At 69.1% G+C, this 23,771-nt stretch carries 26 protein-coding genes and 2 pseudogenes; 10 read left to right on the top strand and 18 right to left on the bottom strand.

The annotated features are described in order from the left end of the window. The first annotated feature begins 34 nt into the window (after positions 1-34). From AB4Z48_RS25685 to AB4Z48_RS25675, 3 genes and pseudogenes are all read left to right on the top strand, one after another. Positions 35-307 (top strand): XapX domain-containing protein, encoded by a 273-nt coding sequence (locus AB4Z48_RS25685; protein WP_441619164.1) that lies wholly within the window; start codon positions 35-37, stop codon positions 305-307. A gap of 1 nt (position 308) precedes the next feature. Next, entirely contained in the window at positions 309-1,019 is a 711-nt protein-coding gene (locus tag AB4Z48_RS25680; protein WP_441619162.1) for a YoaK family protein, read from the top strand. A gap of 8 nt (positions 1,020-1,027) precedes the next feature. Further along, positions 1,028-1,443, top strand: a pseudogene (locus AB4Z48_RS25675) (porin); the annotation flags it as partial. On the opposite strand, the gene AB4Z48_RS25670 reads toward AB4Z48_RS25675, so the two are convergent. Continuing rightward, the gene (locus AB4Z48_RS25670) at positions 1,434-2,597 is read right to left on the bottom strand and encodes an AGE family epimerase/isomerase (protein WP_441619160.1); all 1,164 of its coding nucleotides are present in this window, start codon (positions 2,595-2,597) and stop codon (positions 1,434-1,436) included. The pseudogene AB4Z48_RS25675 and the gene AB4Z48_RS25670 overlap by 10 nt on opposite strands. Positions 2,598-2,988: 391 nt before the next feature. Between AB4Z48_RS25670 and AB4Z48_RS25665 the strand changes: the two genes are divergently transcribed. Then, positions 2,989-3,261: a hypothetical protein gene (locus AB4Z48_RS25665; RefSeq protein WP_441619158.1), complete on the top strand. Its 273-nt coding sequence runs from the start codon at positions 2,989-2,991 to the stop codon at positions 3,259-3,261. 147 nt (positions 3,262-3,408) lie between these two features. Here AB4Z48_RS25665 and AB4Z48_RS25660 read toward each other — a convergent pair whose 3' ends face one another. From AB4Z48_RS25660 to phnG, 7 genes are all read right to left on the bottom strand, one after another. Continuing rightward, positions 3,409-4,638, bottom strand: coding sequence for an alpha-D-ribose 1-methylphosphonate 5-triphosphate diphosphatase (locus AB4Z48_RS25660; protein ID WP_441619156.1), 1,230 nt, complete (start codon positions 4,636-4,638; stop codon positions 3,409-3,411). A gap of 42 nt (positions 4,639-4,680) precedes the next feature. Then, positions 4,681-5,478, bottom strand: a complete 798-nt coding sequence (gene phnL / locus AB4Z48_RS25655; protein ID WP_441619154.1) for a phosphonate C-P lyase system protein PhnL — start codon at positions 5,476-5,478, stop codon at positions 4,681-4,683. A gap of 2 nt (positions 5,479-5,480) precedes the next feature. After that, positions 5,481-6,263, bottom strand: coding sequence for a phosphonate C-P lyase system protein PhnK (gene phnK / locus AB4Z48_RS25650; RefSeq protein ID WP_441619152.1), 783 nt, complete (start codon positions 6,261-6,263; stop codon positions 5,481-5,483). After that, positions 6,260-7,237, bottom strand: a complete 978-nt coding sequence (locus AB4Z48_RS25645; RefSeq protein WP_441619150.1) for an alpha-D-ribose 1-methylphosphonate 5-phosphate C-P-lyase PhnJ — start codon at positions 7,235-7,237, stop codon at positions 6,260-6,262. The genes phnK and AB4Z48_RS25645 overlap by 4 nt, the downstream gene beginning before the upstream one ends. Further along, positions 7,234-8,385: a carbon-phosphorus lyase complex subunit PhnI gene (locus AB4Z48_RS25640; protein ID WP_441619149.1), complete on the bottom strand. Its 1,152-nt coding sequence runs from the start codon at positions 8,383-8,385 to the stop codon at positions 7,234-7,236. The genes AB4Z48_RS25645 and AB4Z48_RS25640 overlap by 4 nt, the downstream gene beginning before the upstream one ends. A 1-nt stretch (position 8,386) precedes the next feature. Next, positions 8,387-8,965, bottom strand: coding sequence for a phosphonate C-P lyase system protein PhnH (phnH, locus tag AB4Z48_RS25635; protein ID WP_441619280.1), 579 nt, complete (start codon positions 8,963-8,965; stop codon positions 8,387-8,389). Between the two features lie 73 nt (positions 8,966-9,038). Next, positions 9,039-9,551, bottom strand: coding sequence for a phosphonate C-P lyase system protein PhnG (gene phnG, locus AB4Z48_RS25630; protein ID WP_441619147.1), 513 nt, complete (start codon positions 9,549-9,551; stop codon positions 9,039-9,041). Between the two features lie 198 nt (positions 9,552-9,749). On the opposite strand from phnG, the gene phnF reads away from it, so the two are divergent. From phnF to phnN, 4 genes are all read left to right on the top strand, one after another. Beyond that, positions 9,750-10,484 carry a phosphonate metabolism transcriptional regulator PhnF gene (gene phnF, locus AB4Z48_RS25625; protein WP_441619278.1) on the top strand — a complete coding sequence of 245 codons (735 nt, stop codon included), beginning with the start codon at positions 9,750-9,752 and terminating at the stop codon, positions 10,482-10,484. A gap of 164 nt (positions 10,485-10,648) precedes the next feature. Continuing rightward, positions 10,649-11,842, top strand: a complete 1,194-nt coding sequence (locus tag AB4Z48_RS25620) for an alpha-D-ribose 1-methylphosphonate 5-triphosphate diphosphatase (RefSeq protein WP_441619145.1) — start codon at positions 10,649-10,651, stop codon at positions 11,840-11,842. Positions 11,843-11,853: 11 nt separating this feature from the next. Next, complete coding sequence (locus tag AB4Z48_RS25615) at positions 11,854-12,600, top strand: DUF1045 domain-containing protein (RefSeq protein ID WP_441619143.1); 747 nt, start codon at positions 11,854-11,856, stop codon at positions 12,598-12,600. Then, on the top strand, positions 12,597-13,220 hold the full coding sequence (phnN, locus tag AB4Z48_RS25610; RefSeq protein WP_441619141.1) for a phosphonate metabolism protein/1,5-bisphosphokinase (PRPP-forming) PhnN: 624 nt from the start codon (positions 12,597-12,599) through the stop codon (positions 13,218-13,220). Before AB4Z48_RS25615 ends, phnN begins: the two co-directional genes overlap by 4 nt. Before the next feature lie 34 nt (positions 13,221-13,254). On the opposite strand, the gene AB4Z48_RS25605 is transcribed toward phnN, so the two are convergent. From AB4Z48_RS25605 to AB4Z48_RS25570, 8 genes and pseudogenes are all read right to left on the bottom strand, one after another. Then, positions 13,255-13,407, bottom strand: coding sequence for a hypothetical protein (locus tag AB4Z48_RS25605; protein WP_441619139.1), 153 nt, complete (start codon positions 13,405-13,407; stop codon positions 13,255-13,257). Between the two features lie 52 nt (positions 13,408-13,459). Next, positions 13,460-13,960 carry a GNAT family N-acetyltransferase gene (locus AB4Z48_RS25600; RefSeq protein WP_441619137.1) on the bottom strand — a complete coding sequence of 167 codons (501 nt, stop codon included), beginning with the start codon at positions 13,958-13,960 and terminating at the stop codon, positions 13,460-13,462. Between the two features lie 22 nt (positions 13,961-13,982). After that, entirely contained in the window at positions 13,983-14,525 is a 543-nt protein-coding gene (locus AB4Z48_RS25595; protein WP_441619135.1) for a phosphonate degradation HD-domain oxygenase, read from the bottom strand. Between the two features lie 67 nt (positions 14,526-14,592). Beyond that, positions 14,593-15,207, bottom strand: a pseudogene (gene phnE / locus AB4Z48_RS25590) (phosphonate ABC transporter, permease protein PhnE); the annotation flags it as partial. A gap of 19 nt (positions 15,208-15,226) precedes the next feature. Next, complete coding sequence (phnD, locus tag AB4Z48_RS25585; protein WP_441619133.1) at positions 15,227-16,222, bottom strand: phosphonate ABC transporter substrate-binding protein; 996 nt, start codon at positions 16,220-16,222, stop codon at positions 15,227-15,229. A gap of 97 nt (positions 16,223-16,319) precedes the next feature. Further along, complete coding sequence (phnC, locus tag AB4Z48_RS25580; RefSeq protein ID WP_441619132.1) at positions 16,320-17,156, bottom strand: phosphonate ABC transporter ATP-binding protein; 837 nt, start codon at positions 17,154-17,156, stop codon at positions 16,320-16,322. A 226-nt stretch (positions 17,157-17,382) separates the two neighbouring features. Beyond that, positions 17,383-18,033 (bottom strand): VTT domain-containing protein, encoded by a 651-nt coding sequence (locus AB4Z48_RS25575; RefSeq protein WP_441619130.1) that lies wholly within the window; start codon positions 18,031-18,033, stop codon positions 17,383-17,385. A 196-nt stretch (positions 18,034-18,229) separates the two neighbouring features. Further along, positions 18,230-19,555, bottom strand: a complete 1,326-nt coding sequence (locus tag AB4Z48_RS25570) for an aspartate aminotransferase family protein (protein WP_441619128.1) — start codon at positions 19,553-19,555, stop codon at positions 18,230-18,232. Positions 19,556-19,755: 200 nt separating this feature from the next. Between AB4Z48_RS25570 and AB4Z48_RS25565 the strand changes: the two genes are divergently transcribed. Then, positions 19,756-20,649: a MurR/RpiR family transcriptional regulator gene (locus AB4Z48_RS25565; protein WP_441619127.1), complete on the top strand. Its 894-nt coding sequence runs from the start codon at positions 19,756-19,758 to the stop codon at positions 20,647-20,649. A 49-nt stretch (positions 20,650-20,698) separates the two neighbouring features. Here AB4Z48_RS25565 and AB4Z48_RS25560 read toward each other — a convergent pair whose 3' ends face one another. Beyond that, complete coding sequence (locus AB4Z48_RS25560; protein ID WP_441619276.1) at positions 20,699-21,601, bottom strand: glutamate/aspartate ABC transporter substrate-binding protein; 903 nt, start codon at positions 21,599-21,601, stop codon at positions 20,699-20,701. Between the two features lie 420 nt (positions 21,602-22,021). Between AB4Z48_RS25560 and AB4Z48_RS25555 the strand changes: the two genes are divergently transcribed. Beyond that, the gene (locus AB4Z48_RS25555) at positions 22,022-22,423 is read left to right on the top strand and encodes an OsmC family protein (RefSeq protein WP_441619125.1); all 402 of its coding nucleotides are present in this window, start codon (positions 22,022-22,024) and stop codon (positions 22,421-22,423) included. An 87-nt stretch (positions 22,424-22,510) separates the two neighbouring features. On the opposite strand, the gene AB4Z48_RS25550 is transcribed toward AB4Z48_RS25555, so the two are convergent. Beyond that, entirely contained in the window at positions 22,511-23,743 is a 1,233-nt protein-coding gene (locus AB4Z48_RS25550) for a bifunctional alpha/beta hydrolase/OsmC family protein (protein ID WP_441619123.1), read from the bottom strand. Positions 23,744-23,771: the final 28 nt, after the last annotated feature.

Here is a 23,771-nt window from a genome sequence, read left to right as displayed (position 1 = left end):
CGCTGCTTTTCTTCCTACTACCCTGGAGCCATCGATGAAGCTCTATCTCGTCTCCCTCGCCGTCGGCATCCTCGTCGGCATCATCTACGCGCTGCTGCAGGTCCGCTCGCCCGCGCCGCCGGTGGTGGCCCTGATCGGCCTGCTCGGCATGCTGATCGGCGAACAGGTCGTGCCACCCATCAAGCGCATGATCGCCGGCGAGCCGGTCACGGTGGCATGGTTCAGTTCGGAGTGCGTGCCCAAGATCACGGGCACCCCGCCCAAGACGCTGGCCGAGAACCAGCCCGCGGCCGGGCAGGAGAAATAGGATGAGCGCCGGCGCAACACCCCGGTTCGGGGACCTCGCCGCAGGCACGCGTGGCTGCCTGCTTTCGTTCGTGGCGGGCTATGTCGACGTGGTGGGCTTTACCGCCCTGTTCGGGCTGTTCACCGCGCACGTGACCGGCAATTTCATCATGATCGGCGTGGAACTGACAGGCCATTCGAACGGGCTGATGACCAAGCTGCTCGCGCTGCCCACCTTCGTGGTCGCGGTCGGCGCCACGCGCTTGCTGGAACGCTGGCTGCAGGGCCGTCAGCAGCCGGTGGTCACCGTGCTGATTGCGCTCGAATGCGCCTTCCTGCTGCTGTTCATGGGCGCCGGGCTGGAGGCCCCCCACGCCGGCGCGGATGCGGCGCTGGGCACGGTGGCGGGGCTGCTTGCCGTGACCGCGATGGGCATACAGAACGCACTGTCGCGCACCGCGCTCGCCGACCTGGGCCCGACCACCATCATGACCGGCAACACCACGCAGATCGTGATCGACATGGTGGACCTGGCCGCGGCGACGCCAGAGCAGAAGAAAGCCATCCTGGCCCGCCTGCGCAAGATGGTCCCCGCCCTCGCCGGCTTTGCCGCCGGCGCCGTGCTGGGCGCGCTGGCCTTCACCGCCGTCAGCTTCTGGTGCGTGCTGCTGCCGGTGGCCTTGCTGGCAACGCTGTGCTGCCAGCCATGGCAGGCCAGGCTCGTGCGCGCCTAGCCCCCGCCATGGAAACTCCCGTGCGCGACATTGCGGCAAGACTGCGGCACGCCAGCCTCCTTGTCCTGCTCGGGCTGGCCTGCCCGGCAGCGTTTGCCCAGAGTACGGTCACCGTCTATGGCCGCCTGAACACGGCCCTCGAATACGCGCGCGCCAGCACCGCCACCGACGGCACCGCACTGGCAGCACCGCCCGCATGACCAACTACCGCTCGGTGTTCGGACTGCGTGGCGAAGAGCCCCTCGGCGGCGATTTCAAGGCGGTCTGGCAGATCGAGAGCAACCTGTCGGTCGACAACGGCCAGGGCGGTATCGCCGGGCGCAATTCGCGGGTAGGACTGGCAGGGCCATACGGCCTGGTCTTCATGGGCCACTGGCATACGCCCTATACCGAGTCGACCATGGGCTATGACCCCTACCACCCGCAGGCTTCGGCCAGCGCCTGGTAGGCGGTGGCAAGGTGGTATGGCGTGGTCGAAGGCATCTCGGCGCGTTCCACGGCGCCTGCCGGCGACAGGCATTCGTGCCAGCCGCCCGCATGCAGGAAACGCGCCGGGAAGGCCTGGAGCCATGCGCGCAGGAGCGCCAGCGCCGTGGCATCGCCGCGCACCGCCAGCGCCCGCGCGAACTCGGTCTGTGCCCAGATCCGCTGGGTCGCCTCGCGCGGCGAGCCATCCAGGCCGAGCGCGGCGGCCACGCCCATGGTTTGCTTGTCCACGCCATGCTGCAGGGCGAATCCGAACGCCCGCGCCATTGCATGCTCTAGCGCGGAGCCGCCGAACAAGTCCGGCGCCGATGCCAGCAGCGAGAACCACTCGAACTGGTGGCCCGGCTCCACGCGATTGTCCCCAGGCGCGGCCGCCCCGGCGATCTGCGCCGGCAACGGCAGCTCGGCGATGCAGCCGGTGGCCGGGTCGACGAACGCGGCCAGCACGGCCGCGGCAATTGCCTGCAGGCGCGTGGCGTAGAAGCTGTCGCCGGTCAGCGCGTGGGCCGCCAGGTAGGCTTCCGTGAGATGCATGATCGGGTTCTGCAGCGGTGTGCCGGCCGGGCTCAAATCCTGCGTCAGCGCAGCGTGATAAAGCCCGTGCCCGGTGGCGAAGCGCGCCTCGACCAGCTCGGTGGTCTCCTCCAGCAAGGCGCGCGCCTCGGCGCTGCCCGTGCGCTCGGCGTAGGCCGCGCAGGCGAACACCACGAAGGCGTGCGTGTACAGGTCCTTGGTGCCATCGAGCACACGCCCCTGCGCATCGATGCTGTAGACGACGCCGCCGTGCGCGCCATCGGCAAAGCAGCGGCGCAGCGACGAGAACAGCTGCCCGGCATGGGCAGCCCCGGCGGCGCTCGCATCTTGCGAGAACACGTAAAGCTGGCGTGCGCAGGCCATCGCGCGGTAGCGGCTCACCGGCAAGGGCTGCCGGTCCGCGCCGCCCAATGCCTCGTATGGCAAGGCCATGTCCGCATTCCAGCCGGGACCGCGCCACAGGGGAAGGACCGCGGCATCATAGTGCGTGCGCAGGGCGGCGACGGATACTGCGATCGACGCGGCTTCGTCGGGGGCAAGGCTCGGGGTGGCGTTCATGCGGATGGAATGTCGGTAAGGCGCTCCGGTGGCGGCATGCCGCGGCACGGATGCTCGTATGGCCGCAAATATACCTCAGGGCGGCGCAAGGGCGACCCGAAAGAGACCGGCACCCGCATCCGGAGTGCCGCACGCACCCCTCTCCCGCTTCGAACAGCCACAATCCTTGATCCTGCCGCCAGATCGCCTAACCTTACCGCGTGGCCCCTGGCATTGTGTTACGCGCCAAGCGGCTATCGAGCCGCATTCCGCCCCCGCCGCGGCTCCCGGGCCACATACCCTGTTCTGTGCCTCCAGACTGGACGGAAAGCGCCCCGTTTCCCGCCAGCGAGGCACTTTCGGGCCATCCGGCGCTGCCGGATACCGAGCCCACTCTCCATGGGAGAGCGCGATGGAAAAGCCGATTGTGAGCCCGCTGCGTTTCGTTGAACTACTGAACGCAAGACTGCCCGCCCATCCTCTGTATCAGGAAGGCATGCGCGTGTACGCCATTCCCAACCATACGGATCATCCCCGCAGCCTGGTCTGCGTCGGCCCGCGCGGCGTGAACGGCGTCTGTGCCACGGTGGAGCTGATCGTGCGCGGCGAATGCGAAGTGGTCCCCGATATCCCGGGCGAGTGGCACGCCCCCCGCCACACCGCCGGCCACGCCTCGCACCACTAGCACCGCACCGCTCGGACCCGTTCCAGCCCCCGGTAAGGCGGAGGCGGCAACGTCACGCGGACGGTGTCCTCCGCCCGCACCACGCCAGCGGCAAGCACGATGCCCATGATGCCGGCCTTGCGCGCCAGGCGGCACCGGCACCGGCCATCATGCCGCTACGCGCCCTTCGCGGCGCGCCGCCGGTTGCGCGGCGCCATTGGCGCTCTGCGCCGTGGCGTGCGCCGGATAGGCGGCAGCGAACACCAGCCGGCCCGCCGACCACGTGTGCGAGACCAGTGGCTGCCCCGCCACCATGGCCACCGACACGAGATCCGCGCGCAGCCCCGGCTCGATCCGCCCGCGATCGGTCAGGCCACAGGCCCGCGCCGGATTGGCGCCGACCAGCGCGGCCGCCTGCGACGGCGTCAGCCCCGCTTCGCGCTCGGCGGCAAACGCAGCGGCGATCAGCGTGGACGGCTGGTAGTCCGAGCACAGGCAGTCGGCCACGCCAGCGCGGATGGCATCGATGGCGCGCATCGAGCCGCTCTGGCTCTGGCCGCGCAGCACATTGGGCGCGCCCAGGATGGTCGGCAGGCCCTGCGCGACGGCGGCGCGGGCGGTCTCCAGGTTGATCGGGAACTCGCTCATGCGCACGCCCAGCGCCTGCATGGTGGCGATGCGCTGGACCGAGTCGTCGTCATGGCTGGCGGCGGGCACGCCGAGGCGCGCGGCCAGCGCCAGCAGGCGCTCCACGCGCTCGAGCGCGCCCTGTTGCTCGGCCACCTTCTTGTCGGCCGCCGCGACGGCTTCCTCGCGGCTCATGTCGTGGTTGCCGATCATGTAGGCCACGTAGGCTTCCAGCGTCTTGAACTGGCCCTGGCCGGGCGAGTGGTCCATCACCGAGACCAGGTCCACCACGCCGGCTTCGAGCAGTTGCTCCAGCACCGGCAGCGCGCTTGCGTCGGTGACTTCGTAGCGGCAGTGGATACGGTTGTCCACCAGGCTGTGGTCGCGGAACGCGGCCACGGTGCGCACGATCTGCGCGGCGGTCTCGTTGTTGCGCACGCCGAACTGCGTGCTGGCGAAGGACAGCGCGTGATACGGCGTGGTGATGCCGGCGGCGGCATTGCGGCGGTCGACCTGGGCCACGGCGAAGTCGAGCGGGAACATCACGCGCGAGCGCGGCTCGGCTTCTTTCTCGATGGCGTCGCAGTGCAGGTCGATCAGGCCCGGCATCAGGGTCTGGCCGCACAGGTCGATCACCTGGGCGGCACGCGGCACATCGGCGGCGGCGGGCTCGATGGCCGCGATGCGGCCATCCTCGATCAACAGCGCGCTGTCGGCGAGCACGCCATCGGGCAGCACGATGCGCGCGCGGGTCAGGTAGGCAGGAAGCATGGTCGGTTCCGGGGACGGTTAGGAACGGATGGAACGGCGGGTTCAGGCCGGCACGGCGGCCAGCTTGCCGGCCGGGGCGTGCGCGGCCGGTGCCGGATGCAGTGGCAGCAGCCGCGTGGCGACGGCATCGCGCACCGCTTCGTCGTGGAAGATGCCGACCAGGCAGCGGCCCTCGGCCAGTGCCTCGCGGATCAGCGCCACCACCACCGCGCGGTTGTCGGCATCGAGCGAGGCCGTGGGCTCGTCCAGCAGCAGCACCGGATGGCCGCCGATCAGCCCGCGCGCGATGTTCACGCGCTGCTGCTCGCCGCCCGAGAACGTGGCCGGGGGCAGCGCCCACAGCCGGCCCGGCACCTGCAGGCGCGCCAGCAGCACGGCGGCGCGCTCGCGCGCCTCCTCGAAACTGGCGCCGCGCTGCTGCAGCGGCTCGGCCACCACGTCGAGCGTGCTCACGCGCGGGATCACGTGCAGGAACTGGCTGACATAGCCGATCACCTCGCGCCGCAACTGCAGGATGCGCTGCTCGGGCGCGCGGGTCAGCTCCACCCACTCGGCTTCGTCGCGGATGCGGATGCTGCCTTCGGTGGCCAGGTAATTGCCGTACAGGCAGCGCAGCAGCGTGCTCTTGCCCGCGCCGGAGCTGCCGGCCAGCACCACGCACTCGCCGGCGGCGGCGTCGAAGTCGATGGCCTGCAGCACCGGCAGGCGCGTGCCGCCCTGGTTGTGCAGGACGAAGGTCTTGCCCAGGCCGCGCACCTGGATGCGCAGCGCGTCGGCGGGGTTGGCAGGATTGCCGGGATTGCCGGGATTGCCGCGATTGGTGTCGAAGTCTTGCGTCATGGTCAGCCCTGCAGGATGGAGGACACCAGCAACTGGGTGTACGGGTGGTGCGGGTCGTCGAGGATCTGGTCGGTCAGGCCGCTTTCCACCACGCGCCCGCCCTGCATCACCAGCGTGCGGTGCGCCAGCAGGCGCGCCACGGCGAGGTCGTGGGTGACGATGATGGCGGCCAGGCCGAGATCGGCCACCAGGCGGCGCAGCAGGTCCAGCAGGCGCGCCTGCACGGAAACGTCCAGGGAGGCCGTGGGCTCGTCCATGAATACCAGGCGCGGATGCGTGACCAGGTTGCGGGCGATCTGCAGCCGCTGTTGCATGCCGCCGGAGAAACTGGTGGGCGCATCATCGATCCGGCCGAGGTCCAGTTCCATGCGCTCCATCCATGTGCCGGCGACCTCGCGCAGCTCCCCATAGTGGCGCCCGCCCACGGCCATCAGGCGCTCGGCGATATTGGCGCCGGCGCTCACGCGCATGCGCAGGCCATCGCGCGCATTCTGGCGCACGAAGCCCCAGTCGGTGCGCGCCAGCAGGCGCAGGCGGGCATCGGACAGCGTGGCCAGGTCCACCAGGCCCTGCTCGCGGGTGTCATAGCAGACGCTGCCGGCCTCCGGCGCGGCCTGCCAGGACACCGCCTGCAGCAACGTGCTCTTGCCGGAGCCTGATTCGCCCACCACGCACAGCACTTCGCCCGGGAACAGGTCGAAGCTCACGTCGTGGCAGCCGTGCACGCCGTCCCAGGTGCGGGTCAGGCCGCGCACGGACAACAGCGGCTGGTCGGTACGGCTCATGCTGGCTCCTTGCTGCTGGTGCTGGTGATGCTGCTGGTGTTATTCGGGGCCACGCCGGCCGGGCCGCTCATGCCCTGCTCCTGGCGCGTGGCGCAGTATTCAGTGTCGGAGCAGACGAACATGCGCCCGCCCGCGTCGTCGGTGATGATCTCGTCGAGATAACTGTGGGCCGAGCCGCACAGCTCGCAGCAGCCGTCCCAGGTTTCCACGGCGAACGGATGGTCGTCGAAGTCCAGGCTCTTGACGCTGGTGTATGGCGGCACGGCATAGACGCGCTTCTCGCGCCCCGCGCCGAACAGCATCAGCGCCGGGCTGTTGTCCAGCTTGGGGTTGTCGAACTTGGGGATCGGCGACGGGCGCATCATGTAGCGCTGGTTCACCATCACAGGGTAGTCGTAGGTGGTGGCGATGCGGCCGTGGCGCGCGATGTCCTCGTACAGCTTGACGTGCATGGCGCCGTACTCGGCCAGCGCGTGCATGGTGCGCGTCTCGGTCTCGCTCGGCTCCAGCCAGCGCAGCGGCTCGGGGATCGGCACCTGGAACACCATGATCTGCCCGGCCGCCAGCGGCGTCTCGGGGATGCGGTGGCGGGTCTGCACGATGGTGGCCTCGGCGGTGCGCTCGGTGGCGCGCACGCCCGTGACGCGGCCGAAGAAGCGGCGGATGTTGATGGCGTTGGTGGTGTCGTCCGAGCCCTGGTCGATCACCTTGAGCACGTCGTCGCTGCCGATGATGGAAGCCGTGACCTGGATGCCGCCGGTGCCCCAGCCATAGGGCAGCGGCATCTCGCGGCTGCCGAACGGCACCTGGTAGCCGGGAATCGCCACCGCCTTGAGCAGCGCGCGGCGCAGCATGCGCTTGGTGGATTCGTCGAGATAGCCGAAGTTGTAGTGCTCGTCGCGCACGGCGGCGTCGGCCGTGGCGCTGGTGTTCGTGTTCGTGTTCGTGGTTGTGTTCGTGCTGGCGTTGGTCATGATGCGAGTGCCTCCTGCGCTTGCGTGCCGTCGGCGGGAGCCGCGGCGGCTTGCGCCGCTTCGGCCCGGGCCGGCGCCGCCTGCGCGCGCTCGGCGCGCAGCCGGCGCAGCAGTTCGAGATTGGTCTGGAAGTCCACGTAGTGCGGCAGCTTCAGATGCTGCGTGAAGCCGGAAGCTTCCACGTTGTCGCTGTGGTAAAGCATGAACTCGATGTCATTGGCGGGCGCGTCGGCAGCCTCGCCCAGCTCGGCGGCGCGCATGGCGCGGTCGGCCAGCGCCATCGACATGGCCTTGCGCTCGCCGTAGCCGAACACCAGGCCGTAGCCGCGCGTGAAACTCGGTCCCTCCTGCGCGTTGCCGGCGAACTGGCTGACCATCTGGCATTCGGTGACCTCGATCTCGCCGATGGTCACGGCAAAGCCGAGTTCCTCCACGAACAGCTCGACCTCGACATCGCCGTAGCGGATCTCCGCCGCGAACGGGTGCGAGTTGCCGTAGCCACGCTGGGTGGAATAGCCCATCGACAGCAGGAAGCCCTCATCGGCGCGCGCCAGGTTCTGCAGCCGCGCGGGGCGCGCCGCGGGCAGTTCCAGCGGCTCGCGCGTCAGGTCGGGCGGCGCGGGGTCGCCGGCCGGCACGGTCTCCGGCTCGATCAGCGCTTCCTGGCGCAGCAGGTCGGTCACGCGCGGCATGCGCGCGTCCAGCGTGGACTGCGCGGGCGGCAGCGGCGCGTGGTCGCGCTCGGCCTCCAGCGTGAAATCGAGCAGGCGCTGGGTGTAGTCGTAGGTCGGCCCGAGTACCTGGCCGCCCGGCACATCCTTGAAGGTGGACGAGATCCGGCGCTGCAGGCGCATGGCGCCGGTATCGAGTGGCGCGCTATAGCCGAAGCGCGGCAGCGTGGTGCGGTAGGCGCGCAGCAGGAACACGGCTTCGATCAGGTCGCCCGCGGCCTGCTTGATGGCCAGCGCGGCGAGGTGCGGATCGTACAGCGAGCCCTCGGCCATCACGCGCGACACCGCCAGCGGCATCTGCTCGCGCACCTGCGCCAGCGTCAGCTCCGGCACGGCGCGGTCGCCGCGGCGGTAGTCGTCGAGCATGCGATAGGAATTGAGGATGGCGCGTTCGCCACCTTTGACGGCTACGTACATATCAGAGCTCCGCTTGGGTGGTGCGTGGCAACGCGCTCAGGGCGTGGCCGCTGGTCAGCAGCACGTCGACGCCCAGCGGGAAACGCGCCTGGTTGGCGTGCCACTGGGTCCAGAAGTCCGCCGGCAGGCCTTGCGCGGCGAGCGTGGCCTCATGCTCGATGCCGGGGCCGCGCAGCGTCACCGCCGGGCCGTCCGACAGCGATGCCACTTCCAGCAGCAGCGTGGCCGAGCGGTCCGGGTAGGCCGGATCGCCCTGCGCGCAGGCTGCCAGCGCCGGGGCCACGCAGCCGGCCGGCACCGCCACGAAGGCAGCCTGCCCCGCGTCGTCCACCAGCGGGCAGCCGCAATGAAAACGCAGGAAGGCGCGCACGGCATCGGGCGTGCCGGGCGGCAGCCACACGGGCGTATCGGCATCCGCCAGCGTCAGCAGCAGCGCGCTCAGCGCCGGCGACAAGCCCTGCGGCACGCCGCAGGGCTCGGCCAGTTCGCGCACGGTGCCGGGACGCGACATCGCATCCAGCGCGGCACGGAAGATGCGCTGCGCCGATTGCACGGCATCGTCAAAGCCGGGCAGCAGCATCGCCGCGCCGGCGCGGCCTGCGGCCGCGTTGTCGTAACCTGCCGCAGCTGCGGCATTTGCTTGGCCTGGCATCTCAGTCTTCTCCGCGCACCATCGTAAAGAACTCCACCTTGGTCTGTGCCGCCACCGCCGCCTGGTGCGCGCTGCGCGCCACGCGAGCCTGCGCCAGCGGCGCAATGACTGCCGCCTGCACGCGCTCGTGCCAGCCCGGCAACTGCAGCAGCGCGTCCAGCACGGCGATCCGTTCCGCCTGGCGGTGCGTGCGGCCCTGTACATAGCCCACGCCGACCACGCCGCCGGTGTCCGACTCCATCGTCACCGCACAGCGCGTGACGCTGACTTCGCCCAGGTTGAACTGGGCGCCGGTGCCGCCGGCGCGTGCGCGCGCCATGGCCATGCCGCTCTCGGGCTTGCGCAGCATGCGGTGCGCGGGCACCGTGCCTAGCTGTCCGAATGCCTGCTCGAGCGCCTCCGGCGCCGCCAGGGCCAGCTCGCGCAGCCAGGCGGCGCGCGCGGCGTGCCCGGCATGGGCCGGGCTGGTGTCGCCTGCGGCGCGGGCGGTGCTTCCGGTCTCGGTCCGATCCATCTGTACATCCCCTATACGTCTATACGTTTAGATGTAGAATACCATCCATGGGCCGAACTAGAACACAGCCAGATGAAGCTTTCGTGACGGCCGCCCATCCCGCCCGGTACCATGCACGGGACGGCGCCGTTGAGGCACAATCGCATCCCATTGAAGCATGCCGATGATGAACGCAGGATGACGAAGGGGCAGGACAAGATGGTGGAACAGGAAGTCGAACGGGGTTCGGGAGTTGCGGTATGGCGCCAGATCGGCGAGGCCCTTGCCCTCGACATCCGCAACAAGCTCTATGAGCCGGGCGAGCGCCTGCCGCCCGAGCCGGAGCTGGCCAGCCGTTTCGCCGTCAACCGCCACACCATCCGGCGCGCCATGGGCGAACTGGAGCAGAACGGCCTGGTGCGCATCGAGCAAGGCCGCGGCACCTTCGTGCAGGAACACGCGATCGACTACGCCATCGGGCGGCGCACGCGCTTTTCGCAGAACCTGGCCAGCCAGGGCATGCGCGGCCATATCGAGGTGATCGAGTCGCAGACCTTGCGCGCGCCCGAGATCGCCAGGCACCTCGGGTTGCCGCGCAACGCCCCGGTGCTGCGCGTGCAGATGCTCGGCAAGGCCGAGGCCCGCACCATCGACGTGGCCGAGCACTACTTCGACGCCGCGCGTTTCCCGGAACTCGAAGCGCAATTGCGCGCACGCCAGTCGATCTCCAAGGCGCTCGCGCATTTCGGCGTCGCCGACTACACACGGAAATGGTCGCGCATCACCGCGGCCATGCCGTCGGCGCCGGTGGCCCGCCAGCTCAGCCAGCCCAAGACGCGGCCCATCCTGCAGGTGGAGGCCCTCAACGTCGATGCCGACGGCGTGCCGCTGCACTACAGCGTGGCGCGCTTCGCCGGTGACTGGGTGCAGCTGACGGTGGCCGACCAGGATTGACGGCCGCGCCAGCCACATGGCCTGCATAAACGGCATAATCTGCACGATCCGCGCGGCCAATGCCCGATTGCGCATGGCCGCCGACAGCACCACGAACGCATTGCCAGCACAACACAATTGGTCTAGACATCCGCTTGTCATCTGCCCGCGCTAAGGTCGCCAGCATGAACTCCAATCACGCACTGCACCCCACCCTCGCCGGCCTCAGCGGCCGGCGCGTCCTCACCCCCAACGGCATCGCGCCGGCCGACCTCGCGTTCCGCGACGGCTGCATCGGCATGCCCGGCGCCGCCGGCCCCTCGCTCGATGCTGGCGACCTGCTGGTGCTGCCCGGCATCGTCGACATCCACGGCGACGCCTTCGAGCGCGCGGTGATGCCGCGCCCCGGGGTCAGCTTCCCCTATGACGGCGCCCTGTTCGACGTGGACCGGCAATTGCTGGCGCACGGCATCACCACCGAACTGCACGGCGTCACGCTGTCGTGGGAAGGCGGGCTGCGCGGCGAGGCCTATGCGCAGCGCATGTTCGAAGGACTCGAACGCATGCGTGGCGCGCTGGGCGCCCAGCATCACGTGCACCTGCGCTTCGAGGCGCACCACCTGGCCGGCCTCGACATCGCGCTCGAGTGGATCGCCAGCGGCAAGGTGCGCTTCCTGGCCATCAACGATCACCTGCCGCAGATGCTCAGGCGCATGCAGGACACGCGCAAGCTCGCCGCCTACGCCGAGCGCGCCGAGTGCGACCCGGCCACTTTCGGCCAGCGCCTGGAGCAGGCCCGGGCAAAAGGCCACGAGGTACCCGCGGCGGTGGGCCGCCTGATCGCCGCCGCCCGCGCCGCCGGCCTGCAGGTGGCATCCCATGACGACGGCGACGCCGCCACGCGCCAGGGCTTCCACCAGCAAGGCTGCACCGTCGCCGAGTTTCCGCTCACCGTGGAGGTGGCGCGCGCCGCGCGCGCGCTGCGCAACCATACCGTGTTCGGCGCGCCCAACGTGATCCGTGGCGGCAGCCACACCGGCGCGCCGGATGCCACCGAGATGGTCGCCGCCGGCCTGTGCGACGTGCTTGCCTCCGACTACTACTACCCCGCGCCGCTGCAGGCCGCCTTCCGCATTGCGCAGCTCGGCGTGCTGCCGCTGCCGGCCGCGTGGGACCTGGTCTCGCGCAATCCGGCCCGCGCCGCCGGCCTGGGCGACCGCGGCGCGCTGGGCCCGGGCCTGCGCGCCGACGCCATCCTTGTCGACGACAGCAACCCTGCCCTGCCCCAGGTCTGCGCCACCATCGTGGGCGGGATCCTGCATCACGCCACACGTGCCTTCCCGCTGCGCCAGGCCAGCGGCGAACGGCGCGCCGCCTGAGGCCCTTGCCCATGACGCCGAGCCAGTTGCCGCACGCGTACCGCTACGCCATCTACCTCACCCCGGCCGCGCCGTGGCGCGATTTCGGCGCCCGCTGGCTCGGCCGCAGCGCCGAGACCTGCGCCCCGGTGGCCCGCATCAGCGACGATCCCCGCCTGGTGCAATGGACCCGCGCTCCCGCGCAATACGGCCTGCACGCCACGCTCAAGGCCCCGTTCCGGCTCGCGCCCGGCCGCACCCCTGACGGACTGGACGCCGCCCTGCGCGCTTTCGCGCCCGGACGTCAGCCGTTCGCCGTGCCGCTGGCGCTGCGCAACCTGCGCGGCTTCCTGGCCTGGTGCCTCGGCGACGACACCGGCGCCAACGCCCGCATGCACGCGCTGGCCGATGCCGCCGTGCGCGAGTTCGACGCGTTCCGCGCCCCGCCCAGCGGCGAAGAAATCGCGCGCCGCAGGCCCGAGGCGCTGGGGCCCGAAGCACGCCGCATGCTCGCCGCCTGGGGCTACCCGTATGCCTTCGAGACCTTTATCTTCCATATCACGCTGAGCGGCATGCTCGACGAGCCGGACCAGGCTGCCGCCGCCGCGCTGCTGCAAGCGCACGCCAGCCACCTGCTGGACGTTCCGATGCCGGTGCGCGACATCAGCCTGTTCGTCCAGCCGGCTCCGGACGCGCCCTTCGTGGCCGCGCGCCACTACGGCTTCGACGGCAGCACGACCGACGCCGCCGGTGCCGCCCTGCGGCCGGAGGCGGCATGACCGCCGCGCCACCGGATTGCCGCGCCGGGCGGCAGCTGATCTACCTGATGGGGCCTTCGGGCAGCGGCAAGGATTCGCTGCTGCGCGCCCTGCGCGACCGGCTCCGGCCCGACGAGCGCGTCCTGATCGCACATCGCTACATCACGCGCGCCAGCAACGCAGACGAAGCCAGCGTGCCGATCACGCCCGCCGAATTCGATCGCCGTGCCGCGCTCGGCTGCTTCGCTCTGCAGTGGGACAGCCACGGCCTGCGCTACGGCATCGGCATCGAACTCGACAGCTGGCTCGCGCAAGGCATGTGCGTGGTCGTCAACGGCTCGCGCGAATACCTGCCCGATGCATGCGCACGCTATCCCGCCCTGCACGCGGTGCAGGTCAGCGTGCGCCCGCAGGTGCTGGCGCAGCGTTTGCGCCAGCGCGGACGCGAAGACGAAGACGATATCGCCCGGCGCCTGGCGCGCGCCGCCGAGCCGTTCGCGGTGCCGGCGGGATGCCGCTTTACCGGGCTCGACAATAGCGGGCCGCTGGAGGCGGCGGCGGCTGTGCTGGCGGAGATCGTGCGCGATGCCGGTTATGCGGGTGCCGCCGAAGACGAACTGGCCGCGGCCAGACGTTCCTGAGCCGGGCCGCCGCTGGCGTGCCGCGCGCGCCAGGCTACGGCAAGGTGCCGGCGCGTTCCAGCAGCCAGCCCCGCAGTGCCGCCGTGTCTTCGATGTCGCCCTCGAAGCGCCACGCCGGGACATAAGGCACATTGTTGCCGCGCGGCCGGTTTCGCCAGAGCTTGAGCGCAAGCGCAAGGATGGGCATCCGGGATGATCTGCCGCATGGCGGCAAGGTTACTTCCGCGGTTGGCCCCCCCTCAATCCCCCGCCAACTCGATGCTGAAGCTGATCCCGTGCTCCCGGAACCCCAGCCGCCGATAGAACTGGTGCGCCTGCAGCCGCCGCGCATTCGACGACAAGGCCAGCTTGTCCGCCCCCGCCTCGCGCGCCAGCCGCATCGCGGCGTGCATCATCGCCGACCCGACTCCGCCGCCGCGCGCGGCCTGCGTGACCACCACGCTCTCGACGATGGCTTCATTGCGCCCTTGGTGCGCCAGCACGGGAAACACCAGCAGGCAGAAGGTACCCAGCGGCACGCCGCCGGCGCCGAGCATCAGATAGCAGCGGTAATCCGGCATGGTCCGCAGCCGCGCAAACAGCGCGCGCATGCGCGCCAGGGGCAGCGGTGCTTCGCCGTCCATCTCCGACAGCAAGGCGGCCACCTGTTCCAGTTCGGCGTCGGTTCCGCTGACCTCGTGCAGCGTCAGGTGGCCGGCCGGCTTGTCCGTATCCCGCTTGTCCATATCCGGCTTGTCCATATCCGGTTTTTCCTCGCGTGTTTCAAGCCTGGGCAGGCCGGCGGATGCAGCGCTCGACCATGGGCAGATAGTGCTCCAGCGGCGGCGTGACGAGGCCAACCACCTTGGCGAGATCGTCGTAGCGCCGCAGGCGCACCGCCGCCGCGCCATGGGGATGCGCGGCGAAGGCGTTGGCCTGGGTCGCATCGAAGGGGCCACCTTGCAGCGCAAGGCTTTGCTGCGAGGCCGGCGACAATGCGGCCTGGTAGGCGGGCTCGATGGCGCACAGGTAGCGCTTGGCGGCCACGTGCAGGCGGATCGGCTCGGTCACGTCCGGGCCAAAGCCGACCGCCAGCAGGTCGGCGCCGACTTCCTGGTGGCGCATGTCGGTGGTGCTGTCCTCCGCCATCACGAGGTGGCCGAGATCGTGCAGCAGGCTGGCGACCACCAGCGGCTCGGGATCGCCGGCCTGCTCGGCCAGGTGCGCGCACTGCAGCGCGTGCTCGGTCTGGGTGATGGACTCTCCGCCGTAGAAGCTGGCGCCGTGGCCGGAGAAGAGGATTTCGATGCGCCTGAGGATGGTCATGAACAGAGGTGTCGTGTGGAAAAGCCCGCGCCGGCGCCCTGCTGCGCCGCGCGCGGTGATGCCGGAGTCAGACCAGCGCCTTGCGGATCTGGGCGGACAGCAGGTCGATGGCGGTGACGAAGGCAACGATGATGATCATCACGGCACACGTCTCGGCGTACTGGAAGCTGCGGATGATTTCCCACAGCACCGTGCCGATGCCGCCGGCGCCAACGATGCCCACCACCGAAGCGGAGCGCACATTGGATTCGAAACGATACAGCGCATACGAGATCCACAGGGGCAATACCTGCGGGATCACGCCGTAGACGATTTCTTCCAGCGCGCCGGCGCCGGTGGCGCGCACGCCTTCGACCGGGCGCGGATCGATCGCTTCGACCGCCTCGGAAAACAGCTTGGCCAGCACGCCGGTGGTGTGCACCCACAGCGCCAGCACGCCGGCGAAGGGGCCCAGCCCCACCGCGACGATGAACAGCATGGCGAACACCATTTCATTGATGGCGCGGCAGGAGTCCATCACGCGGCGCATCGGCTGGTAGACCCAGCCCGGCACGATATTGGCCGAGCAGGCCAGGCCCAGCGGCACTGCCACCACCACGGCCATGAAGGTGCCCCAGATGGCGATCTGTACGGTCACCACCATCTCGTCGAGGTAGATGCGCCAGTCGCGGAAGCTCGGCGGACCGCCGCCGTTTGCGCGCTTACTGGGCGCTGGTGGCTGCGAGCTTGTCCAGCTCGGCCAGCTTGCGGGTGACATCGGCAAGGCGCTTGTCCTTGTCGGCGCCAGCCAGCGTGGTGTCGGACTCGATCTTGCTCTTTTCCTTGGCCAGCTCGATCTGGCGGATCGGCACCAGCTGGGCATCGGAGGAGGCACGGAAGCCCTGGTAGGTCAGCGGCGCCAGGTTGGCTTTCTCGCGGGCAGCGTCGGCGCCCTTGCCGTAGTTGACGAAGAAGGCCTTGATCCTGGTCTTGACGTCGGCCGGCAGGTCCTTGCGGTAGACCAGCGGATCGGCCGGGATCAGCGGCGACTTCCACAGCACGCGCACCTGGTCATAGGCGTTCTTGCCGGTATTGATGCGATAGCGCTCCATGTTCTCGGTGTTGTTCACCGCCACGTCGACCTGCTTGTTCATCACCGACAGCAGGTTGGTCTCGTGGTTGCTCACGCGCACCGTCTTGAACAGCGTCTTCGGCTCGAGGTTGCGCGCGCCCCACAGGTAGTGTCCGGGCACGGCGGTGCCGGAGGTCGAGTTCGGATCGCCGGCGCCGTAGCTCAGCGACTTGCCGTTCTTGATCACGTCTTCGACCGACTTCAGGTCGCTGTCCTTGTTGACGATCAGCAGCGACCAGTAGCCCGGATTGCCGTCCTTGTCGATCACCGAGGCGAACACTTCGCCGTTGGCGCGGTCCACCGCCTCGATGGCCGACTTGTTGCCGAACCAGGCAACCTGCACCTTGTTGAAGCGCATGGCTTCGATGATGCCGGCGTAGTCGGAGGCGAAGAAGGGCTTGACCTGCACGCCCAGCTGCTTGCTGAGGTCGTCGATCACGGGCTGCCAGGCCGACTTCAGGTTGGACGACGTCTCGGTCGAGATAAAGCCCATGTTGATGGTCTTGCCTTCCTGGGCGAGGGCGGGCAGCGCGAAGGCGCCGGCGGCGCCGGTGACGATCAGGGCAACAAAGGTTCTGCGCAGCATGAATAGCTCCGGGGGATGCTTGGTTAGGGTTGCTTGCGGTGAGACTTGCGAAAGCGCTACGAGAAAAGCTCGGGAATCGATGCCGAAGCGCGCGATGTCAGGCGATGGCGAGGCCGGCCGGAACGAGGCCGGGAGCCTCGGTTTCCAGCCCGGCGCCGTGCGGCAGCAACTCGGCCGCCTCGGTGCCATAGAGGTCGCGCAGCATGCCGGGGGTCAGCGCCGCCGAAGGGCCGTCGTAGACCACCCTGCCCTGGCGCAGCGCCACCACGCGGGTGCAGTAGCGCATCGCCACGTCCACCTGGTGCAGCGACACCACCACGGCCACCTTGCGCGTGCGGTTGATCTGGGCCAGCAACTCCATCACGCGGCGCGCCGACTCGGGATCGAGCGAGGCGATGGGCTCGTCGGCCAGGATCACGCGCGCGTTCTGCACCAGCGTGCGGGCAATCGCCGCGCGCTGCTGCTGTCCGCCGGACAGGGTCGACGCCCGTCGAAACGCATAGTCGTCTATACCAACCTGGGCAAGCGCTTCCAGGCCGGCGTCGATTTCCTCGTTCCTGAAATACCGGACCAGGCTGCGCCACAGCGGTATGCGCGGCAACATGCCGGTCAGCACATTGGTGATCACCGGCAGGCGCCCCACCAGGTTGAACTGCTGGAACACGAAGCCGATCTCGGCGCGCGCGCCGCGCACGTCGCGCGCCAGGCGGCCATCCCGCTGGATGACGCGGCCGTTGACCAGCACCTCGCCGGCGCCGGCATCGCCGGCCACGAAACCGGCCACATGGCGCAGCAGCGTGGACTTGCCGGAGCCGGAGGCGCCCAGCAGCGCCACCATTTCACCCGGGGCGACGGAAAGGCCGACATTGTCCAGCGCCTTGCGTCCCGCCTGGAACGCCTTGGACAAGCCGCGCACTTCGATTGCATGCGTCATCCCACTCTCCTTGCATAAACAGTGAGCGCATTCTGGGTGGCGCTGATGACAAAACGATGAAGGTGGCGAAGTGGACGGGAAGAAGACCAAAAGAAGACGGGAAGAAGACCGGACAGGAAATCGATGGGTCCTGGGGCCTCCGGGCCGACATCGCGCCGGCCGGACCGCCGCGCGGGCCCGGCCATGCAGGACAGCGTCCGCCTTCAGCGCCAGGCTGCGGGACGCCTCAGCCGCGCACGCCCAGGCGCCCGCGCACGGCGCGCCAGAGGCCGGCAACCGCCAGCGAGCCGAGGCCGAGCGCGAGGCCAAGCAGCACCAGCGCGCTCATATGATCGCGCACCAGCGGCACGTTGCCGAACAGGTAGCCGCCCACCAGCAGCGAGACCCCCCACAAGACCGCGCCCGTGCCTGCCGCGAGCGCGAAGCGCGCCGCCGGCATGGCGGAGACGCCCGCCACGAAGGGCGCGAACGTGCGCACCACGGCCACGAACGGTGACATCAGCAAGGTCAGGCCGCCATGGCGCTGGTAGAAATCATGTGTCCTGCGCAGCGCGTCGCGGTGGATCCAGCGATGGTGGCCGGCCAGCACGCGCGTGCCGATGGCGCGGCCGATGGCGTAGTTCAGCAGGCTGCCCGCCGCCGCGGCAACCAGCAGCAGCGGCAGCAATACCCACAACTGCAGCGCGCCCGAAGCGCAGAACGCGCCGCAGATGAACAGCAGCGGATCGCCCGGCAGGAAGAACAGCGGCAGCAGACCGATCTCGCAGAAGACGATGGCGAAGAGAATGCCGTAGACCAGCGTGCCGTAGTCGGCGATGGCGCTGCCCAGATGCTGGTCGAAGTGCAGCAGCAAAGGCAAGACCTGGGTGGCGTCCATGGCCGCTCCCGGCGGGCGAAGTGTGTGTCCAGTGTAGCCGCATCCCTTGCCCCGGACGTGCCCCGGACGTGCCCCGGACGTGCCCCGGACGTGCCTCGGACGTGCCTCGCGCCCGACAGACAAGGCGCAGGCGGCGGCAAGCGGCGTCCCGCGCACAGGCAAGGCGCCTGCGCGGGGCCGCGCCGGACGTCCTGCTTCAGCCCGGCAGGACCGCCGCCACCGATTCGGCGAACCGCTCGACGATGCTGTCGATGTCCTGCGCCGAGCAGATGAACGGCGGCGCGAACAGGACGTGGTCGCCATGTACGCCGTCCACCGTGCCGCCCATCGGGTACACCAGCAGGCCGTTCTGCATGGCGGCCGACTTGAGCCGCGCGTGCGTCTTCAGGGCCGGATCCAGCGTGGCCTTGCTGGCGCGGTCGGCGACGAACTCGACGCCGACGAACAGCCCGCGACCGCGGATGTCGCCCACATGCGGGTGCTCTCCCAGCGCTTCGCGCAGCCGGGCGCGCAACTGCTCGCCGCGGGCCAGCACGTTGTCGAGCAGGTTCTCCCCGGCGATCGTGCGCTGCACCGCGAGTGCCGCCGCGCACGCCGTGGCGTGGCCGATATAGGTATGGCCGTGCTGGAAGAAGCCGCTGCCGCCGACGATGGCGTCATAGATACGGCTGGTCGACAGCATCGCGCCGATCGGCTGGTAACCCGCGCCCAGGCCCTTGGCGATGGTCACGATATCGGGCACCACGCCGTCCTCCTCGCAGGCGAAGAGGTAGCCGGTGCGGCCCATTCCCGCCATCACCTCGTCCAGGATCAGCAGCACGCCGTACTTGTCGCACACCCCGCGGATGCGCCTGAGGTAGTCGGCCACGGGCGGCACCGCGCCCGCGGTGGCGCCCACCACCGTTTCCGCCACGAAGGCGGCCACGCTGTCCGGCCCCAGTTCCAGGATCTTGGCCTCCAGTTCATCGGCCAGGCGCTGCGCGTATTGCTGGCCGGTCTCGCCCGCGTGCTGGTCGCGGTAGGCGTAGCACGGCGAGACATGGTGCGCCGGCACCAGCAACGGCAGGAACGGTTCGCGCCGCCATGCGTTGCCGCCGATGGCCAGGGCGCCCAGCGTATTGCCATGGTAGCTCTGGCGGCGCGCAATGAAGTGCCGGCGCGCAGGCTGCCCGATCTCCACGAAATACTGCCGGGCCAGCTTCAGCGCCGCCTCCACCGCCTCGGAGCCACCGGAGACAAAGTACACATGGTCCAGGTCGCCCGGCGCGGCGCGCGCCAGCGTATCCGCCAGTTCCTCGGACACTTCGGTGGTGAAGAACGACGTATGTGCGTAGGCAATGGTGTCGAGCTGCTGCTTGATGGCCTCGATCACGCGCGGATGGCCGTGGCCCAGGCAAGACACCGCCGCGCCCCCGGAAGCGTCGAGATAGCGCTTGCCGTTGCTGTCGGTCAGTTCGATGCCCTTGCCGGCTACGGCGACTGCAAGCGCCTGGCGCGGATTGCGGTGGAAGACTTTGGTCATGATGTGCGGTACGGAGTCAGGCGGAGTTGCCGGCTGGGGAAAGTATAAGAAAACGTCGCCGCGTATGCAACATATGTTTCTTGTATCGACACGAAAGATTCATTCGATTCCATGCGCCGCGAACCGTCGCAAGCAGAAGCAGGAAGCACGTCGCCACCGATTGTGCAACAATCGTTGCATCTCCTCATTCCAGAACGCCGATGCCGACCGAAAGCCCCCTGCCGCCCCAAAGCCTGGACGACCTGCAGGCCCACCTGCGCGAGACCTTCGCCTCGCTCAGCACGCAGTTCCAGGGCGGTGCGCGCTACCTGCTGGACCATCCGCAGGAAGTGCCCATGCTCTCCATGCGCAAGATCGCCGCGGATGCCGGCGTGCAGCCGGCCACGCTGGTGCGCCTGGCGCAGTTCCTCGGTTTCGACGGCTGGCAGGGCCTGCGCGAGCTCTTCGTGGAGTCGCTGCGCGGCGGTCCCCAGCCCTACGCCAAGCGCGCCAGGAAGGTGGTACGGGAAAGCGGCTCGACACGGATGCTGGCCGAGATGCTGGAGACCCAGCACCGCAACCTGGACCGCACCGGTGCCGGCAATGCCGAAGCGATGCCGCGCGCGACCGAGCTGATCGGCGCCGCGCCCGCCGTCCATGTCGCCGGTTTCCGCTCCTGCTATCCGATCGCCTTTACGTTTCACTATCTCTACCGGCTGTTCCGCGCCCCGGTGCACCTGATCCGCGGCGATGCAGGCACGCTGGAGATGGAACTGCGCGCGCTGGCGCCGAAGGATGCGGTGGTGGTCGCCAGCTTCGCGCCGTATTCGCAGGAGAGCATCCGCGTGGCCAGCGCGGCGCGCGAGGCCGGCTGCCGCGTCATCGCCCTGACCGACAGCACCGTCGCCCCCATCGCCCTGCAGGCCGACTGCACCCTGCTCTTCTCGCTCGACAGTCCCTCGTTCTTTCCCTCGATCGCCGCCGGCGTGGCGCTGGCCGAGGCGCTCGTGGAACAACTGCTGGCGAAGAAGGGCAAGGGCGCGATCAAGGCGCTCGAGCTGGCGGAGGGGCAGCTCCACCAGACCGGCGCCTACGTGCCCGCCAAGCGGCCGTGACGGACGGCCCCGGTGGACGCCCCGATGGACGCCCCCGCGCGAACGGGCCTTACTCGAAGGCCTCGTCGCTGGGTTGCTCGTAGGCCTTCTTGACAGCCGCGCTCATCGGGAACTCGAAACTGACGTTCTTCGGCGGGATCGGCTTGTTGAACCATTTGTCGTACATCGACCGGATCTCGCCGCTCTTCATCAGCCCGGTGATCACGCCGTCGACCAGCTTCTTGAACTCCGGATCGTCCTTGCGCATCATGAAGCCGTAGGCCTCGAACGACTGCGGCGTGCCCACCACGGTCCAGTCCGCCGGCGCCGGCGCCAGCGTCTTGACGCCGGACAGCAGCACGTCGTCCATCATGAAGGCAGCCACCCGGCCCGATTGCAGGATCAGGAATGACTCGCCATAGTCCTTGGCGCTCTGGATGGTGATGTTGGCCTTCTTCTCGTCATTGAGCTTGCGCAGGATGCGCTCGGACGTCGTGCCGGCATTGGTCACCACCGCCTTGCCGGACAGGTCGCCGAAGTCCTGCACCGGGCTGCCCTTCTTGACCAGCAGGCGCGTGCCCGCCACGAAGAAGGTGGTCGAGAATGCCACCTGCTGCTGCCGTGCCTTCAGGTTGGTGGTCACGCCGCACTCCAGGTCCACCGTGCCGTTCTGCACCAGCGAGATGCGGTTCTGCGAGGTCACCGGCACCATGCGCACCTGCAGGTTTGCCACGCCCGTCTGCTTCCTGACTTCGGCGATGACCTTGTCGCAGATGTCCTGCGAGAAGCCGACCACCTTCTGGCTGCCGTCATAGAACGAGAACGGGATCGACGAGGTACGGTGCCCGATCGCGATCGCCCCCGACTCCTTGATCTTGCCCAGCGTCGAGCCGGCCGCCGCGTCCGCCGCCCGGGCCGCACCCGCGCCGAGCGCGGCGGCCGCCATCGCCATGCCCAGCGCAGCCAGCCTCATCGCCTTCGTCGCCTTCGTCGCTTCCACTGCTTTCATCGATCGCTCCTTGTCTAGCGGATACGGGATCCGTCATCGTTTCAGATGCTAGTCACTGAGCAACATTTGTTCCATCATGGATAACCATGAAACACTCGTGTTTTTCACCGCAACAAGGAAACAGACGGTTCAATTGCACCACTATGGTGATACGAACGGATCAGCCCGGCATCGATCCGGAGCGTGGCGCGGCCCGGGCATGTCCCTGCTCCGCCATATCTTGTGCGGCCCGGCGGCGGCATGGTTACAATCAGTCTCCGGCTTTCCCGGCCGGCCGCTGACTGAAGAGCTCAAGCCCTTGATTTGGAAGAGAAAATGCTTGCGCCAGCCAGAAACCCGGCCAGGCCCCTGCTACCCACCTGCAACTTCGACTCCGCACAAGCCATGTCAAATTCCAAAGCCACCGCCCGGCTCGGCCCGGCCGATGCCAATTACCTCGTGCACCTGCAGGCCGGCAGCCATGCGCTGAGCGGCGACGAATCCGCCAGCCTCGGCGGCACGGACCAGGGCCCGGCTCCGTTCGCTTTCGTGCTGTCCGGCCTGGTTTCGTGCACGGCGATCACGCTGAAGATGTATATGCAGCGCAAACAATGGCCCGTGGCCGATGTGGAAGTGACGGCCGTGTTCCAGGGCAAGGACGAGGCGCGCTTTATCCAGCGCGAGGTCAGGGTAAGTGGCGCGGAACTGGGCCAGGCCGAGCGCGAGCGGCTCGCGCAGATCTGCGAGCGCACACCGGTGACATTGTTCCTGAAGGCGGCTTCGCGGATCGAGACGACTTTCGTCTGAGCGCGAACCGGAGGCCGGGGCGCAGCGCTGGTGCGCACCCCCCTCCCGCGCACGGGAGAGGGGTGCGTCCGGGTCCGCCGCGCCGGCCTACTTGGGCACGGCTTCCGCCGCGTGCGTGCGGATCACCACCTCCGAATGCAGGGTGCGGTGCACCGGGCACTTGTCGGCAATCTCCAGCAGGGCGGCGCGCTGGGCCTCGTCGAGCGGCCCCAGCATGGTGATCTCGCGCTCGATCCAGTCGATCTTGCCTTCGGTGGTGGCGCAGTCCGCACAGTCGGCGGCGTGGATCTTCTCGTGGCGCAGCGACACCGCCACATGCTCGAGCGGCCAGCCTTTGCGCTCGGCATACATGCGCATCGTCATGGAGGTACACGCACCCAGCCCGGCCAGGAGCAGGTCGTAAGGCGCGGGGCCGCCGTTGAGGCCGCCGAACGAGACCGGCTCGTCGGCAAGCAGGCGGTGCGGGCCGGCGACGATGCGCTGCTGGTACTTGCCGGTGTGAGTCTCTTCCACGCGCACCAGCCCTTCCTCGGCCACGGCGGGCGGCATGTCGAGCGTCTCGCTGCCCAGGTAGCGCTGGCTCCAGGCGGCAATGGTATTGGCCACGTAGACCGCGTCTTCCTTGCGCGTGAGCAGGTGGTCGGCGCGGTCCAGCGAGACGAAGCTCTTGGGATGCTTGGCCGCAATGAAGATCTGCGTGGCGTTGTCGATGCCCACGGTATCGTCCTGCGGCGCGTGCATGACCAGCAGCGCGCGGCGCAGCCTGGCCACGCTATCGAGCAGCTTCTGCTCGCCGACATCCTCGATGAACTGGCGCTTGATGCGGAACGGCCGGCCGGCAAGCTGGACTTCGGCTTCGCCGTCGGCTTCGATGCGCGCGGCGTGCTCGCCGAACAGGCCCACCACATGCCCCGGATCGCTGGGCGCGGCGATGGTCACCACCGCCTTGGCCTCCGGTATGCCCTGCGCCGCGGCCAGCACGGCCGCGCCGCCGAGGCTATGGCCGATCAGCAGCGCGGGCGCGCGGTGCTGCTGGCGCAGGTAGTCGGCCGCCGCCAGCAGGTCGGCCACGTTGGAGGAAAAATTGGTATTGGCGAAATCGCCGCCGCTGCCGCCAAGACCGGTGAAATCGAAGCGCAGCACGCCGATGCCGTGGGCGGTGAGTGCCTGTGCGATGCGCGTGGCCGCGAGCACGTCCTTGCCGCAAGTAAAGCAATGGGCGAACAGGGCAAAGGCGCGGACCGGGCCGGCCGGTAAATCCAGCCGCGCGGCGAGTTGCTGGCCGTCACTTCCGGGGAACTGCAGGCGCTGGGCTTCCATGGACATCCTCATGTGTAACGCAAGCTGT

Source organism: Cupriavidus sp. 2TAF22 (assembly GCF_052115045.1).
In the GTDB taxonomy this organism is placed as follows: domain Bacteria; phylum Pseudomonadota; class Gammaproteobacteria; order Burkholderiales; family Burkholderiaceae; genus Cupriavidus.
This window is presented reverse-complemented; position numbering and strand designations above follow the sequence as displayed.